This is a genomic window from Sediminibacterium sp. FW305-C-49 (genome assembly GCF_058231085.1).
This window is the reverse complement of sequence record NZ_JBIQXS010000001.1, coordinates 618,913-635,659: the sequence shown is the minus strand read 5'-3', so window position 1 is coordinate 635,659 and position 16,747 is coordinate 618,913. Positions and strand designations below refer to the sequence as shown.

Sequence of the window (16,747 nt, the reverse complement as noted above, 5' to 3'; positions counted from 1 at the left end):
GTCATTTACCCCGTAAAACCTTCACAAAAAACCATATGCTCCAGGTAAAGGCCTTTACATTCAGTCCTGTTCAGGAAAACACCTATGTGTTATACAATGAACAAGGCAAAGCTATTATAATTGATCCCGGATGTTACTTTTCCGCTGAACAGGAAACGTTAAAAAACTTTATAAAAGATACGAAGCTTCAACCTGTTCAGTTGCTCAATACCCACTGCCATCTCGATCATGTTTTTGGTAATAAATGGGTACATGATGAATTTGGTCTGGAACTGCATCTGCATTCCCTTGAACAAACCTTGCTGGAAAGAGCCCCTTTTTCGGGCGAACGCTGGGGTTTGCCCTTCGAAAATTATACAGGCCCCTTACATTTCCTTGCAGAGGGAGATACAGTGAGGCTGGATAATGATGCCCTGCAAGTGATATTAGCTCCCGGACATTCCCCCGGCAGTATCTGCTTTTATTGTAAAGAACAGGGTTTTGTAATAGGTGGCGACGTATTGTTTCATGAAAGTATTGGACGTACTGATCTGCCGGGAGGCGATCACGCCACATTATTGCAAAGTATCAGGGAGAAACTTTTTGTATTACCCGAAAACGTGCTGGTATATTCAGGCCATGGTCCAACCACCACCATTGGACATGAAAAGCAAAACAATCCATTTCTATGAGGTTATGGTGTATCCATGGCTTTATTGTACGCCATAATAAAAATGGCACCCAGGTTTTTATGAGGCGGTATATAATCTTCAAACTTCTCTTTGTAACCACCCGTTACACGTGACTGTAGTTTTTGCCAGATGTCTTCCCAAACCAGGTCTTTATTCATCCTGATCTGTTCCGTAATGGCATCAATGAGTGCCTGGTTTAAAACACCAGCGGCTACCTGTTTGGATGAAATAATTTGTGCGGTTGGACAAATATCCAGCACCAGGTTTAATTTCTGGTATCCGCCGCAACTACCGAGTAATACTACTTTTGCAGAAGGAGACAGTTGGTCAATGGTCTGTTGCAGGTAGTAACTGTGGCCACGATGAATAACCATGGTAGGTGCCAGGCCATTGGTTTCGAGGTAATAATTCAGACTGTCCTGAGCCAACGCATCAAGGTCTTTTGTTTCATCCAGCGGCAGGTTGGCATAGATAGTTACAGGTGTACCACGAACAGAGCTGATTTCTACCCAGTAAGGTTTTTTTACGATGCGCCAGTTACTATTGGAAAAGCGGGATAGAAAAGCACCAAAATAACCTTCTGCATCTTTATCACCATATGCATATTGCTGGATAATGATACGCCCCGATCCGTTCTGCAATTCCTTTAAAGGCATACTGTATACCGTATTGATGCCTAATGAAGCCGATAAATTGGTTTTGCCTGAAGAGTCTGCCGATACAAAAATGGTATTGAGCAAATGATATATCACTTCCGCTCTTTTGTCTTTCTGTGCACGACTGTTTTTCAGGTTTTGCTGAACCTGCGTGAGAATAAGACTTCGAATGGGTTTATTATAAATGCTTGCATAAGAATCGGCCACATCAACTGCATCTTCCAGCGAACCTGTTTTTTCAAGTCCGTTAACAAAATTCCGCATGAGTTTTTCGGCAGAGGCTTTACTCATTCGTTTCAGAAAATCGTCGAGCGTATTATAAGCTGCCGACATTTTAACAAACTTCCGGTAAAAATCATATCCAACAGACTGTAGTAATGAATCGGCATTGGCCTGCTTTGAACGGGAAAAAATGCGTGGATATACACCCGATACAAAACTTGAAGTATAAATTTCTTCTTCACCCAGAACAGCGAGATAATAAAGCTCCTGGGGGTTGAGTGAATCTATTTTTTTGAAACGGATGGCAGGATTACTCTCATCATGCAATGCATTTATTTCATTGATATATAATTCAACTGCTTTACTTCTGAGTTTACCTACCAGTGTTTTTGCAGCCATAGGGGTATCGCCGCGGCGCATTCTTTCTGCATAACCTACTCTTGTTTTTACAAGTAGTTTATAATAACTATCTGAGTTTTCATCGGCCAGAACGGGTGCAATCTGTTCAATGCTTATTTTTTTCTGGTACAGATCATCGAGAAAAGGAAAATACATTCTTCCTGTTTTCGACTGCGCTAAGTTGGCAATGAGTTTTACCAGCGGATGGTTTACAGACTGAATACGTTTTCCCAATGCATTGGATGCGGCGGCATAATTATATAATTCTTCCTGGTCACGAAAAGCGGCTACCATGATGAGGCTATCGGCATACCTGTTTTCAGGGAAACGGGTCAATATTTTCAAAATAGCGTTTGGATCGCGCTGACAGGTTTTTAATACCAATACGTCTTTTGCTGCTTCAATACCGGTATTGCTTTTCAGACATACATTTTGAATGAGGATATTCCCAATTTCCAGTTCATTGTTTTTTATAATAGGAAGAATGGATTGGCCCTGCATCTCCAACTGCATTGACTCATAAAATGCTTTGATAAGACCGGGATACATTACATTTTTAATAAGTCCGGCCTGCCATGCAGACTGGAACCCGGCAAGCAGTTCGTTGATGCCCCTGAGCCAGAGATATTTCTGGTTGTCGCTGAGCTGGGTACTCGACTCAACTATGGCGCGCATGTTGTTAACATAAATGCGGATGGTTTTATCGATCGACTGGTTAAGTTTCGGATCATTCGTAACAGGAAAAACTGCGTCGGCCACACTGCTTAAGCGGGCAATATTGCGTAATGAGGTCTGTATATACTCATGGTGCAATTCGCGCATGGCGGGAATGGGGGGAATCGTCATTTCCTGTTGGGCCAATGCCATATTCCATACAGACGAAACCAGTAGTAACAGGTAAAATTTCTTCATGCTTATATCCTTGTGCAAAAATACTGCCAAATGACTGAAAAGCCGGGAAACCGGCTTTTCAGTCATAAGACCCATTTTTAGCCCATAATTCAGTTAACAATAACATAATAGTGCCAAAAACCAGATATGCCAATGTTTAAAATTAATTTTGTGTAAACATAAGGTTAACAATGGAAGGCAAGGCGAAACAGATTTTGATTGCAGACGATGAGCAGGATATATTGGAAATCATCACTTATAACCTTACCAAAGAAGGGTATGAAGTGTACACGGCTAAAGACGGTAATGAGGCCATCGAGAGAGCCAAGCAAATACATCCCGATCTGATTATCCTAGATATTATGATGCCTAAGAAAACAGGTGTGGAGGTTTGTCAGATACTTCGAGCACAACCTTTGTTTCAGGATACATTGATCATATTCCTTACAGCGCTCAGTGATGAAGCTTCTCAAATCAAAGGCCTGGAAACAGGTGCGGATGATTATGTAAGCAAACCCATCAGTCCGAAAGTACTGGTGAGCAGGGTGAACGCACTTTTCAGAAGACTGAATGGAAAAGAAACCGGTAAAACTATCAAGATTGGTAATATCCAGATTGATCCGGTAAAGTTTATGGTGAATGTGGATGAAACAGAAGTAATCCTTGCCAAAAAAGAATTTGAACTGCTTTATCTGCTGGCATCACGCCCGGGTCGCGTTTTTCTCCGCAATGAAATACTTTCACAAATCTGGGGTAACGATGTCATTGTCGGCGACCGTACCATTGATGTACATATCCGCAAAGTTCGTCAGAAACTAGGTATTGACTGTATCACTACCGTAAAGGGAGTGGGTTATAAGTTTGAGCTTTAAGCTGTAAGAAAAAAAATTCTGCAAAATATCTTTATATACGGACTTTCGGACTCCCGACTTTCGGTCTTCTTATCTCCTTATCTTTAGTCTGAATGTTTAAAACCAAAAATCTTTCACCACAACAGTTATCGGCTTTTACGGCCCTGATATTGTCTGTACCCATTTCGCTGGGTATCTGGATGATTCGTCCGGACTGGATTATTACGCTGGTATCTTTTGTAGTGGTTTTTCTGGGTAGTTATTTGTTGATCAGGATGGTGCTGGAATCTTTTATCTACAGGAAGATCAAACTGATCTACAAGTTTATTTACCAGACCAAAGCCAGTAAAAGAGAAGAGACGTATTATAAATACATACTTCCGCAGAAAGGGATCGATGAAGTGCGTGAAGATGTTGAAAAATGGGCCGAGCAAAGAAGTGCAGAAATAGAGTTGCTTAAAAACAATGAAGCGTATCGCAAAGAATTTTTACAGAACCTAGCACATGAATTCAAGACACCCATATTTGCCATACAGGGTTATGTAGATACTTTGCTGGGCGGTGCCATGGATTCGCCGGAAATAAGTAAACGTTTCCTGGAAAATACCGCACGTAATGTAGACCGTATGGTAAACCTGGTAAAAGACCTGGATGAAATATCGAGACTCGAAAGTGGTGAACAGCCTTTGTATAAAGAGAATTTTATTATACAGGATCTTATCAGGGAAATATATGAGACTTTGTCCATTAAAACCGCCAGCAAGAATATCAGGTGCAGCATTAAAAAAGGATGTGAATCTCCGATCACTGTTTTTGCTGACCAGGAAAAAATCAGACAGGTCATCAATAACCTGCTGGAGAATGCAGTGAAATATGGTAAGCAGGACGGATCAATTGTGGCCAGTATTTATACGACTGATGAAGAACATGTGCTGATTGAATTCAGTGACGATGGAATAGGTATAGCCGAAGAGCATTTACCCCGCATATTTGAACGCTTTTACCGGACAGACAGAGGCCGCAGCCGCGATAAAGGGGGAACAGGGCTAGGATTGGCCATCTGTAAACATATTATAGAAGCGCATGGACAAACCATGCATGTACGCAGTAAGCTGGATGTTGGAACGACCATCGGGTTTACCTTGGAAAGGAAGCGTGAATAGTGAGTTTCAGGTCGATCCCTCCCTACTGACTACTCACTCATTCATGAAAAACCCCCGATAGACATCAGGGGTGTACACATGAGAAAATCTACTTTCGTTGCTCAATTACGATAAACTGAACTGCAAAGCTGTCGGTTCTGTGTTATCTCTTGATGACGGGAATATGAAAAAACGGTTATCAAATACCGTTTTTCATTGATTTTTAATACAAAAAAATCAGGAAATCCCAATGTTACCTAATTATTAATTCTCGCTTTTCCTTCCTACATCGGAGGCAGGAAGCTATTTTTGCGTAAATTTTAAACTATGGGTATCAACACATTTGGTCGCTTGTTTATGCCGAAGAACAAGGTTTTCTATGAGTTATTTGAGGATGTAGCGGAAAAAGTGCATGAAATGGGAATAAAGCTGAAAGAAATGGTAAGTGAGCCCGATAGTAATAAACGCGCCGCTGTACTTGCACAGATTGAGGACCTTGAGCATAAAAACGACGATAATACCCACCGCATTTTTACAGAACTGGGCAGAAACTTTATCACTCCTTTTGATAGGGAAGACATTCACTACCTCGCTACTGCCCTTGATGATATTGCAGATTACATTTTTGCTTCTTCCAAAAAAATCAATTTCTATAGTGTAAATCCAAACGATACAGGTATCCAGAAAATGGCCGACCTGATTCTGCAGGGTACCATTGAAATTAAAAAAGCCGTAAATGGGTTACGCGACATGAAGAACCTTCGCGAGATGACAGAGGCAATGGTAAAAGTAAACAGCATTGAAAACCAGGCAGATGATGTGTTTGATATGAGTATTGAAATGCTTTTCCAGCAGGAGAACGATTTTAAGGAAGTCATCAAGAAAAGAGAAATTTACCAGGTAATGGAAATTGCTACCGATAAATGTGAAGATGCGGCAAACGTGATTGAATCAATTATTATCAAGTATGCGTAGAACTGACAAGAGGAACTAACATTCTCTTCCAGCTTTTGCGATATGTAAACCCCACACCGTATGTTCACGCTTTTGGTTATCATAATAGTGCTTGCATTCATCTTTGATTATATCAATGGGTTTCACGATGCAGCCAATTCAATCGCCACCATTGTATCAACAAAAGTATTAACCCCTTTTCAGGCAGTATTGTGGGCGGCGGTGTTCAATTTTGCAGCCTTCTTCATTTCCAAATACCTGATTGGTGAGTTTAAGATTGGTAATACCATTGCCAAGTCGGTAAACGAAAACTTTATTACCCTGGAAGTTATTTTTGCGGGCTTACTTGCAGCAATTACATGGAATCTCGTCACATGGTGGTTTGGTATTCCATCAAGTTCATCACATACTTTGTTGGGTGGATTTATGGGAGCAGCATTGGCACATGCGGGTGGATTCAGTGACAATGGTATCGATGTAGTAAACTATGCAAAAGTGATACCCACTTTCCTGTTTATCTTTTTTGCACCATTACTCGGTATGATCATTGCGTTTATCATCACTATAATGATTGTACATCTGTGTAAACGGGCAAATCCCTATAAAGCAGAAAGCTGGTTTAAAAGATTACAGTTGGTTTCATCAGCGGCATTCAGTCTCGGACATGGTGGTAATGATGCCCAGAAAGTAATGGGTATTATTGGGGCAGCAATTATTTATTATGAAAGCACACTGGGTGTAAAGATGTCGTTTAATGAATTTGTGGTGCACTATAGCTGGGTGCCTTTCTGTAGTTTCCTCGCCATCGGATTGGGTACCATGAGTGGTGGCTGGAAGATTGTAAAAACCATGGGTACTCGTATTACCAAAGTAACACCACTGGAAGGCGTAAGTGCCGAAACAGCAGGTGCCATTACATTGTTCCTCACAGAAAAACTGGGTATTCCAGTAAGTACTACACATACCATTACCGGTTCTATTATTGGCGTAGGTGCTACAAAACGTTTGAGTGCTGTTCGTTGGGGTGTAACCGTAAACCTGCTCTGGGCATGGATACTTACCATTCCTGTTTCGGCGATAATGGCTGCTCTCTTTTACTATATTGTGAAATTATTTATCTGATTCTAAGCGGCGCTGTGTAATTTGCCGTGTCAATTTTTTGAGCATGGCAAAAATACTTGTAACAGGTGGCTGCGGATATATAGGGTCACATACCATTGTAGATCTTCTTGAAAGTGGGTACGATGTAATTTCTATCGATGACCAGTCGCGCTCTACACCTTATCCATTAACCGGTATTCAGCTTATCACCGGTACAAAAATCAAGAACTATAAAGTTGATCTTAAAAATTTTGACGAAACCCTCGCCGTCTTCCAGGAAAACCCTGACATAGCAGGTGTTATTCATTTTGCTGCTTATAAAGCCGTTGGAGAATCTGTAGAACAATCGCTGCTGTATTACGAAAACAATATCGGGTCACTTATCAGCATTCTGAAATGTGTGAAAGAGTTTTCAGTTCCCCATTTTGTATTCTCATCGTCTTGTACGGTATATGGTAATCCTGAAAGCTTTCCTGTTACTGAAGACACTGTTTTACAGGCCGCTGCATCTCCTTATGGTGCCACTAAAAAAATGGGGGAAGAGATATTAAAAGATTTTGCAGCAGCTTCAGCTTCTACCGCTGTAGTACTGCTTCGCTATTTTAACCCTGTTGGAGCACATCCTTCCTGTTTAATTGGCGAACTGCCTTTGGGTAAACCGCAAAACCTGGTTCCTGCTATCACGCAAACAGCTATTGGTAAGTTGCCGAAAATGATAGTGTATGGTAACGATTATGATACAAGAGACGGAAGCTGTATCCGCGATTATATTCATGTATCAGATATAGCACGTGCACATACCCTGGCATTGGAATATATGCGTTCGGGAAAAAACACATCGGCCTGCGAAGTGTTTAACCTGGGTACAGGTATTGGTATTACCGTACTTGAAGCCATACAAAGCTTTGAAAAAGTGAGCGGGGTGAAACTGAATTATGAAATTGGACCGAGAAGGCCTGGCGACATCAAAGCCATTTATGCCAACAACGAGAAAGCTATTCATCAACTTGGCTGGCAGATAAAATATGATATCACAGAAATGATGCGCACTGCCTGGGCTTGGGAACAAAAAATTAAACAGGAAGAACAAAGTGTACCGCACAATTAAACTGGTATACTGTACTATAATGTTTTAGCATACCTGAAAAGCTGAACCATATCGCTTTCTTTTTTGAGTTTGAGTTTTTCTTTCTTAATCAGTTCAGTCATTTTTGCCTCTTTCCCGGTAAATAAAACCGGTACTTCTTCGATTGTTTTAGGTAGCGTTTCTATCTGTGTTCCTCTGGCAATATAATAAAGCACCCGATCGCGATACGTTCTGACAAACCGCGCATTCGGATAAGGTTGTCTTTCACTGAAACTTACTTCTGTGTATTTCAGTAAGCTCACATTGCCCGAATCAAGTACTTCATAGAATGTATTACCATCCTGTTTGTTGATGGGCATGAAACCAGACCTGAATAACTTCGTACCATTGGGTGTAATGAGCTCGACTCTTTCTACCGGCTGGGCCACCACCATTTCATTGTTTTTCTCGTCCAGAAAAATGATTTCATTGGTGTGGAAGTTGATCTTTAATTGTAAACCATGGTAAGTATGTCCTTTGAGAATAGTAACAGAACCCGGGAAAAATTCTCTGGAGAAATATGGCGACCCTTCTTCATTATAATCTCCGCTGGGTTTTAATATCCGGCCATTTGCATCAACCATAAAGCGATCCATTTCTACTTTGGCGCCGGCAATATTGCCGCTTTGTGCAGTGAGATTCACCGCCAATAAAATAAATGCAACCAGCAGTAAGGCATTTCTCATGTGTGCATGTGCTTATGTGATGAAGAATACCGGTTAGTTGGCCTGTTATTACCATAAATAGCTGTCAACAGCACCGGATTGCTTACACTAACTTACAATTTTTGACAGACTCCTTTAGTTATTCTTTGCATTAACCTGTTTCAATAACTGGTTATAATACTGGAACAGCTTAATGACGTCTTCTTCTTTCTTGATTTTTATATTTTCCTTCCGGATAAAACTACTCATTTCAGCCTGGTGACTACCAAAAAAGTCCGACCATTCGTCTTCTTTTTTAGGAATGCGCACCAGACCCTGGGTGGAGGTCCAGGCATAATGACTTTCTTTCTTGGTGTAGGTACGCACAATATTGGGTGAATTATAGGTCTGTTTATCCTGGTACTGAACGGCAGTATATTTCAATAAAACGGCTGTACCGGAATCGAGTAACTGGTACACCGACATATCATTCTGTTTATCAATGGCAGGAAATCCACTTCTAAAAACATAGCTTTTCCCCTCATGCTGTAATTCAATGCGTTGAAATGGATTGGTCATCAGCATTTCCTGACCTTCTGAAGTTTTGAATATTATTTCACCTGTTAATTGATTGAACTTAATAGGGATGTTGCGATAGGTTTTACCATTTAACAACTGGATATTACATTTTACATAATCTGCTGAAAAATATGGGGAACCGTCTTCCTCGAAATTCCGTATCGACTTAAATGGTTTTCCATTGGCGTCATTCAGGAAATGAATATTTTCTTTTGCATGTCGCAACGGATCAATACGTTCAAAGTCCTGTGCTGATATATTGTTTTGTACAACTGCAAAACAAAAAACGGTCAGGAAAAAAAGATACTTTTTCATAATGCATTATTTAGGAAGTTTGTAATAAACGGTTATACCTGTTGACGATCTTTATGAGGTCGGCTTCTTTTTTCGTCTTCAACTTTTCTCTATAAATAGTGTCTGCCAGTTCCTTTTTTTTATCCTGTAGTAAACCTAATAAATCATTCTCTTCCCCCGTCACTTTTATCATGTCCTTACCGGGAATCCAGAGATAATAAGATGGTAATTGCCGATAGGCCCGGGTCATATCGTTACTGTTATAAGCTTTTGAATCTTTGAACCTGATCTCTACAAACTTCAGTAACAATATTTTACCGGAATCAAGCACCTGGTATAAAGATCTTTCGTTTTGTTTGTCGATCGCTCCAAAACCCGAACGAAAGACAACAGATTTCGACGGATCGTTGCAGCCGAGTTCCAATCTGGCAACTGGTTGTGAAAGGGCAAACGCTTTTCCTTCACCCGTAGTAAAGATGATTTTTTGCTGTTCAAGGTTAAGTTTCAGTTGTAATCCACCATAGGTTTTGCCATTCACTAATTGTACTGAACCACTGCAAAAACTGGTGTCAAAAAATGGAGAGCCGTCCATCAGGAATGGGAAATCAAAAGTCCAGGGTATTCCATAACCATCGTTGTATAAAACATTCGAATTAAAGGAATATGACCCAAGCTGTGCTTTTAACGGGAGAGTGGAAAAACCCAGCACTACGAATAGCAGTAATGATCTTATCATAACACAGTTTTACTGTATTAAATATAAGCATCATCTGTTAACAGGCACATTAAAACGGACCAGTGGCGGCCGGATTAGTTCTCCAGCATCTTCTCCGCATTTTCTGCAACCTGTAAAGCCTCAATAAATTCTTCTATTTCGCCATTGATGACGGCATCAAGGTTATAGGAGGTAAGACCAATGCGATGGTCTGTAACCCTTCCCTGTGGCCAGTTATAGGTTCTGATCTTCGCACTTCTGTCACCGGTACTAACCAGTGTTTTCCGGTGACGGGCAATTTCTTCTTCCTGTTTGCGTACCTGTTCTTCATACAGCTTGGTACGTAACATGGTCATGGCCTTTTCGCGGTTACCCAACTGAGAGCGTTCGGTCTGACAAACCACCACAACCCCTGTAGGAATATGGGTAAGAAATACTTTTGTTTCTACTTTGTTTACATTCTGTCCACCCGCACCACCGCTTCGGGCGGTTTCCATTTTTACATCACTTTCTTTCAGTTCAAAATCTACTTCTTCGGCTTCGGGCATTACCGCAACAGTGGCTGCAGAGGTATGTACACGACCCTGGGTTTCTGTATCGGGTACACGTTGTACACGATGAACGCCACTTTCGAATTTCAATGTACCATATACATCTTCACCGGTCACTTCAACCACTACCTCTTTATAACCCCCTACCGTGCCCTCGCTTTCACTTACTACGGCTGCTTTCCAGCCTTTTTTGGCACAGTATCGGAGGTACATACCTAAGAGATCGCCGGCAAATAAACTGGCTTCATCACCACCGGTACCAGCACGTATTTCAAGAATGGCATTTTTATCATCCTGCGGATCTTTGGGGATGAGTAGTTTAGTCAGTTCTTTCTCTAATGCTTCTTTCTTTGTTTCCAGTTCAGGCAATTCCATTTTTGCGAGTTCACGCATATCTTCATCACTACTGTTCTGGCTTTCTTTGGCAAAACGATAATCGGCCAGCACTCTGAGATAGGTCTCATAAGGCTGTACGATTTTCTCCAGTGAACGATATTCTTTACTAAAGGCACCAAACTTCTTTTGATCATTAATGATCTCAGGATTGGTTAATGCTACCCCTACCTGTTCAAACCTGGCTTTAATTGCTTCGAGCTTATCCAGCATATCCGCTTTTTTATTGGACTGCAAAATTACAGCATTCAGCCTGAGTTTTGGTGATCAAATCAGACATATGTTTAATGGATTGCTGTAAATCAGTCTGTTAAGATTCAGTATCTTTCAAATCATTTCACTGCTCCTGATGTAAGTCCGCAGCAGGGATGTATATAATATTTTATTATGCGTTTACTGATTATTGGAACTCTTTTTCTTTGTTTTTCTGCTTATGGTCAGCAGGCCGATATACTGATCAAAGGGGGTAAAATACTCGATGGAACAGGTAATTCCTGGTATTATGGCGATATAGCTATCAGCAAAGGCAGAATCATCAAAAAAGGAAACCTGACTGGCTGGACCGCTAACAAAGTAATTGATGCAAAGGGATTGATAGTGGCACCCGGTTTTATAGATGTGCATACCCATATTGAAGATGATGAGAAAAAGAACCCTGAGGCCAGTAATTTTATTTATGATGGCGTAACCACTGTTATTACGGGAAACTGTGGGTTATCTGATGCCGACATTGGCAAGTATTTACAAATGATCGATAGTCTGAAAACATCCGTTAATGTAGCAGCGCTTATTGGTCATAACAATGTTCGTAAAGCTGTGATGGGTTCGGTTAAAAGAGATCCTACCGAAGAAGAAATGCTGCAGATGGAAGCCATTGTGGAGAAAGCCATGAAAGATGGTGCAGTGGGTATGTCAACAGGGCTGATCTATATTCCGGGCACTTATTCAAAAACAGCAGAAGTGCTGCGACTTGCGAAAGTAGCTGCAAAATACCATGGAGTATATGCAAGTCATATGCGTGATGAAGGTGATAGTGTAACCTATGCAATTGAAGAAGCATTGCATATTGGAAGGGAAGCCGGATTACCTGTTCAGTTATCGCATTTTAAATTGAGTGGTCAGCAGAACTGGGGCAGAAGTAAGGAAACCATTCCCATGGTTATCAAAGCAAGACAGGAAGGATTGGATGTAACCATTGATCAATATCCTTATACTGCCTCAAGTACATCACTCAGTACCTTGCTGCCCGACTGGGTATTGGCAGATGGACGTGATTCTATTAAAGTCAGGCTTGCTAAACCCGCCATAAGAATGGAAGTTAAAAAGCATCTTTTAGAAAGACTGGCAAAAAGAGGATTACAGCATTTTAGTTTTCCGGTTGTTGCCTATTATGAAGCAGATACTTTGTTGAATGGAAAAAGTATTGAAGAAGTAAATAAGATCATGGGCCGCCCGTCCGACGCGGCGAATGAAGCTGAGACGATTGTACAGATGATGGAAAAAGGTGGCGCAGGAATGGTTTTTCATGGTATGAGTGAAGAGGATGTAAAATCGATTATGCAATACCCGTTTAATATGTTTGCATCTGATGCCAGCATCCGTATTTATAAACAGGGTAATCCGCATCCACGGGGTTATGGAACCAATGCAAGGATATTATCGAAATATGTACGGGAAGAGAAAATAATCTCACTGGAAGAAGCCATCAGAAGAATGACATCTCTACCCGCATCGAAATTTAAACTAGAAGGAAGAGGATTATTGGTAGAAAGCTATGCGGCAGATATTGTTGTGTTTGATGAACGGGAAGTAAAAGACCTGTCCAGTTTTGAAAAACCACACCAGTATTCAACCGGGTTTAAATATGTTTTAGTAAATGGAGAAATTACAGTGAGTGAAGGTGTTCATACAGGTGTTAGAGCCGGAGTAAGTATCAGAAAACAATGATCAGACGACACTCGATTTCTTTATGCTCATCATAGCTCCGGATTTAAACCCGGAGCTATGATGAATAGGAGGAAGGAGAAAGAGAATTGAAATAAAATCTCATTATGCATAAACTAAGGCTGTTATTCCTCTTTTTATTGCCTGCTATGCTGTCTGCACAGCCATATAAAAAACTGCACCAACGGGCTGTTGTTGTAGATACGCATAATGATTTCCCCAACCAGTCTATTGAAAAAGGAGTTGGTTTCGATCAACACCTGAAAGGCATTACGCATTCCGATCTGAAAAGAATGAAAGAAGGGGGTATTGATGTACAGGTTTTCTCCATCTGGTGCGATGGAACTTTTGGTGCAGGCAAAGGTTTTGCAAGGGCCAACAGACAGATTGATTCTGTCTACGCCTGGGCGAACCGTAATCCCTCTGCCATGATGATTACAAAAACGCCCGCCGATCTGAAAAAAGCAGTACGTAAAAAGAAACTGGCAGTGATGATGGGAGTAGAAGGTGGGCATATGATTGAAGATAGCCTGTCATACCTGGATCAGTTGTTTGAAAGAGGTGTACGATATATGACACTTACCTGGAACAACTCAACCAGTTGGGCAAGCTCTGCACAGGATGAAACAAGAAATACGGTACCGAACAGCAAGAAAGGATTAACTGTTTTGGGAGAACAGATTGTTAAGCGAATGAATGAACTGGGAATGATCGTTGATCTTTCTCATGTTGGGGAACAAACATTCCGGGATGCCATCAACATCAGCACCAAACCTGTTATTACTTCGCATAGTTGCGTGCACCAGTTGTGTCCTGTTTTCAGGAACCTGAAAGATGACCAGATAAAAGCCATCGCAAAAAATGGTGGAGTGATTCACCTGAATTTTTTCTCTGGTTTCCTGGACAGCACATTCAGCAAAAGAAATACCGCTTTTTTACTGGCACACAAACAGGAAAGAGATTCTTTGAAAGCCATTAATCCGGAGCCTTATTTTACCGAAGAATACCTGTTTGCCAAATATCCTGAAGAAGTAAAATCGTTACGCCCGCCACTCTCACTCTTACTTGATCACCTGGATTATATTGTTAAACTTGTAGGTGTTGATCATGTAGGATTGGGTTCTGATTTTGATGGCATCAGTTCTGCGCCACAACAACTGGATGATGTTACGGGCTTCCCACTGATTACAAAAGCCTTAATCGAAAAAGGTTATTCCAAAAAAGACATCAGAAAAATACTGGGTGATAATTTTCTCAGGGTCTTCCGGGCAAATAGTTCAAAATGAACAGACAATCGTATATTTAAAATATGAAGCACATAAAAAACCTGGTAGGTATAACCCTGTTTACCGCCTTAGTGGCCTGTAACAGCAGTGAAGGAGAAGGTAATGTACAACTCAATCAATCTGCACCGCCATTGCAGCCGGTCGCCACTTCAGCGCCGGCAGTTGCTGATACGAATAAGGTATCGACTATGCAACCCCAACAAACGGCAGTGGCATTAAATCCGCCACATGGACAGCCCGGGCATCGTTGCGATATCTCTGTGGGGGCGCCATTAAATTCGCCGGCCAATGCTGGTGGTCCTGCACCTGTTCAGTTACAGACACCAGCAACAAATGCACCTGTAATGCAACAGGCACCTGCCAATGGAGCTGCTGTAAAATTAAATCCACCGCATGGGCAGCCTGGTCATGATTGTACCATTGAAGTAGGAAAGCCTTTGCGTCAACAATAGTATATTACGGTTGCGTGTATTTTGACTTCATCTGCTCAAAAGAAATCTGAATCATCTCTTTTAAAACTGTTTGATCAATATCGGACAGTTTTTTTATGTACAAACAACCCATACCTGTTTTGTGCGGACCAAGTTTTTTCAACAAGTCTTCATGTTGAGGGAAGCCGGTCATGATATAAATACTGATATTTTGTTTGCGAGGTGCAAAACCAGTTAAAAACCAGGTGCCTTTTACGCCGCCTTTTTGCTGGTAATCATAACTTCCGAAGCCAATAATTGCCCCACCCCATACCTGTGGAGACAAACCTGTGACGGCTTTCATCATATCATGCAATAAAATGCAGTCTGATTTTTTGGGTTCGGGTTGTTCATGGATAAATGCAAGAACATCTTCATTACCCGGTTGTGTTTTAATAGCCATCGTAAGAGTTTTAGATAACTAAAGTTAAAGATTACATACTATGTAATTAAACTCCCTTTCTCCCTTTCTCTTTGTTATTTCCGTTGTGTATTTTCTGAGTTGTCCTATGCAAGACATTTTAAACAAAGAGAAGGGGAGTTTAAAAGTTAAACTGTGCCTGTAACCTAAGCAAACTGCCTTTTTGCAAATTATTCTGTAGTGCAAAATCCTCATACCTGCGGGATGAAATGGTGTACATCGCTACCAGTTCAAATTGCTTAACAGGTTGCCATTCCAGGCCAATCTCTACTTCTCTTACACGGTAACTCCGGGCATCGAGTTCATGTTTTTTACCACCATTGTAATATTGTCCGCGTACAAAAGGGATAAAGATTTGCTGTTTATTATTTTTAATCATATACGATAGCGTAACATATCCACCATGTAATGATTTTGTTTCAATGGAATCTGTTACAGTATTGTATTCAGGCCCTTTACCAATCGTATATTCTGCCTGTATGCCAAATGGCTTGGGGTACAAAACAAAAGTTCCCGCCACACGCTGGTCAAGGTAATTGCGGTCCTGTTTAATTTTAGCACCGGTACTGGTTTGTTCTCTTGTTACAACATATTTACCTGTATAAGCCTGGATACCGGGCTCAATAATCTGGTTGCCGATGGCCATAGGATAAGAAAAACGGGTAACCACATGTAACTGGTCATTCTGTTCGGGTCTGTTGGCTGTTTGACCATTGTAGGCGCCAAAAGCAAAAACGCCATAGTCACCAGAACCTTTTAAACCATCGCGAACAAGAGTGGAGAATAGTTCCCTTTGTTTAGTAGGGGCCCAATAGAAAAAAACACCCAGATCCCGTTCATTTGATACAGCACTGTTTAATGCATCGTTTCGGTCTAATGGAATCCTGTTCTGACTCGATTGCATGTTTTCAAACCCATAAGGCACTTTACTCTGACCGATCCTGAAGCGAAATTCATTTTTTGCATCCACGCCCACATCTACATACGCATCTCTTAATTGACCAAAATGTAATGCGGATGATGATGCTGAACTGGCAAAATCGGGTTGAATATAGAAATAGACCTGTTTACTGATTTGCCCAAATAATATGATGCGTGTACGACGTAAAAAGAAACCGCCATTTTTACCCCAGCTTCTGTCGCCCTGCTCATTACCCAGGTTGGGATTGGTTTCAAGCAGTCTGTTATAGCGTGCCTGTACATACCCTCTGATGGAAATGGTTTCAAACCATTTTTTTTCTGGCGCCGGTTTAGCATTGGTTTTGACACTGTCTTTTATGGTTTGTGCAAAACCAGAATGTAAAGCCAGTATCAGTAAAGCCGAAATCCATATTCGTGTCATGTAACATCTTTTGGACGCCGGCAAAATTATTCGTTAACTATTTAGTAATGATTTAGTAATCATTTGGTAATGATTTGATAACATTTGTGTTCTAA

General features: G+C 41.1%; 16 protein-coding genes. 9 read left to right on the top strand and 7 right to left on the bottom strand.

Translation table 11 applies throughout. The features are described from left to right. The first annotated feature begins 35 nt into the window (after positions 1-35). Positions 36-671 (top strand): MBL fold metallo-hydrolase, encoded by a 636-nt coding sequence (locus tag ACH3Z1_RS02670; RefSeq protein WP_490820293.1) that lies wholly within the window; start codon positions 36-38, stop codon positions 669-671. 2 nt (positions 672-673) lie between these two features. On the opposite strand, the gene ACH3Z1_RS02665 is transcribed toward ACH3Z1_RS02670, so the two are convergent. Continuing rightward, positions 674-2,860: a hypothetical protein gene (locus ACH3Z1_RS02665; protein WP_490820292.1), complete on the bottom strand. Its 2,187-nt coding sequence runs from the start codon at positions 2,858-2,860 to the stop codon at positions 674-676. A gap of 170 nt (positions 2,861-3,030) precedes the next feature. On the opposite strand from ACH3Z1_RS02665, the gene ACH3Z1_RS02660 reads away from it, so the two are divergent. The 5 genes from ACH3Z1_RS02660 to galE all read left to right on the top strand — a co-directional run bounded on the left by ACH3Z1_RS02660 (position 3,031) and on the right by galE (position 7,995). Further along, entirely contained in the window at positions 3,031-3,711 is a 681-nt protein-coding gene (locus tag ACH3Z1_RS02660; protein WP_490820291.1) for a response regulator, read from the top strand. A gap of 92 nt (positions 3,712-3,803) precedes the next feature. After that, positions 3,804-4,853 (top strand): sensor histidine kinase, encoded by a 1,050-nt coding sequence (locus ACH3Z1_RS02655; RefSeq protein WP_490820290.1) that lies wholly within the window; start codon positions 3,804-3,806, stop codon positions 4,851-4,853. Between the two features lie 306 nt (positions 4,854-5,159). Continuing rightward, a complete protein-coding gene (locus tag ACH3Z1_RS02650; RefSeq protein WP_295201472.1) occupies positions 5,160-5,807 on the top strand; it encodes a DUF47 domain-containing protein in 648 nt (215 codons plus the stop codon). A 60-nt stretch (positions 5,808-5,867) separates the two neighbouring features. Next, positions 5,868-6,908 carry an inorganic phosphate transporter gene (locus ACH3Z1_RS02645; RefSeq protein WP_490820289.1) on the top strand — a complete coding sequence of 347 codons (1,041 nt, stop codon included), beginning with the start codon at positions 5,868-5,870 and terminating at the stop codon, positions 6,906-6,908. Between the two features lie 43 nt (positions 6,909-6,951). Beyond that, positions 6,952-7,995 carry a UDP-glucose 4-epimerase GalE gene (galE, locus tag ACH3Z1_RS02640; RefSeq protein ID WP_490820288.1) on the top strand — a complete coding sequence of 348 codons (1,044 nt, stop codon included), beginning with the start codon at positions 6,952-6,954 and terminating at the stop codon, positions 7,993-7,995. A 14-nt stretch (positions 7,996-8,009) separates the two neighbouring features. Here the strand turns inward: galE and ACH3Z1_RS02635 are convergent, their stop codons facing one another. The 4 genes from ACH3Z1_RS02635 to prfA all read right to left on the bottom strand — a co-directional run bounded on the left by ACH3Z1_RS02635 (position 8,010) and on the right by prfA (position 11,402). Beyond that, a complete protein-coding gene (locus ACH3Z1_RS02635) occupies positions 8,010-8,699 on the bottom strand; it encodes a hypothetical protein (RefSeq protein WP_490820287.1) in 690 nt (229 codons plus the stop codon). Between the two features lie 114 nt (positions 8,700-8,813). Then, positions 8,814-9,551, bottom strand: coding sequence for a hypothetical protein (locus ACH3Z1_RS02630; RefSeq protein WP_490820286.1), 738 nt, complete (start codon positions 9,549-9,551; stop codon positions 8,814-8,816). A 10-nt stretch (positions 9,552-9,561) separates the two neighbouring features. Further along, entirely contained in the window at positions 9,562-10,266 is a 705-nt protein-coding gene (locus ACH3Z1_RS02625; protein WP_490820285.1) for a hypothetical protein, read from the bottom strand. Between the two features lie 74 nt (positions 10,267-10,340). Beyond that, on the bottom strand, positions 10,341-11,402 hold the full coding sequence (gene prfA / locus ACH3Z1_RS02620) for a peptide chain release factor 1 (protein ID WP_490820284.1): 1,062 nt from the start codon (positions 11,400-11,402) through the stop codon (positions 10,341-10,343). Positions 11,403-11,576: 174 nt separating this feature from the next. On the opposite strand from prfA, the gene ACH3Z1_RS02615 reads away from it, so the two are divergent. The 3 genes from ACH3Z1_RS02615 (at position 11,577) to ACH3Z1_RS02605 (ending at position 14,871) form a co-directional block, all read left to right on the top strand. Continuing rightward, entirely contained in the window at positions 11,577-13,136 is a 1,560-nt protein-coding gene (locus ACH3Z1_RS02615; protein WP_490820283.1) for an N-acyl-D-amino-acid deacylase family protein, read from the top strand. 104 nt (positions 13,137-13,240) lie between these two features. Further along, positions 13,241-14,419, top strand: coding sequence for a dipeptidase (locus ACH3Z1_RS02610; protein ID WP_490820281.1), 1,179 nt, complete (start codon positions 13,241-13,243; stop codon positions 14,417-14,419). A gap of 23 nt (positions 14,420-14,442) precedes the next feature. Then, complete coding sequence (locus tag ACH3Z1_RS02605; RefSeq protein WP_490820280.1) at positions 14,443-14,871, top strand: hypothetical protein; 429 nt, start codon at positions 14,443-14,445, stop codon at positions 14,869-14,871. Positions 14,872-14,875: 4 nt separating this feature from the next. Here the strand turns inward: ACH3Z1_RS02605 and ACH3Z1_RS02600 are convergent, their stop codons facing one another. Together ACH3Z1_RS02600 and ACH3Z1_RS02595 are read right to left on the bottom strand one after the other, a co-directional pair. Next, on the bottom strand, positions 14,876-15,292 hold the full coding sequence (locus tag ACH3Z1_RS02600; RefSeq protein ID WP_490820279.1) for a DUF1801 domain-containing protein: 417 nt from the start codon (positions 15,290-15,292) through the stop codon (positions 14,876-14,878). A gap of 139 nt (positions 15,293-15,431) precedes the next feature. After that, positions 15,432-16,652: a porin gene (locus tag ACH3Z1_RS02595; RefSeq protein WP_490820277.1), complete on the bottom strand. Its 1,221-nt coding sequence runs from the start codon at positions 16,650-16,652 to the stop codon at positions 15,432-15,434. Positions 16,653-16,747: the final 95 nt, after the last annotated feature.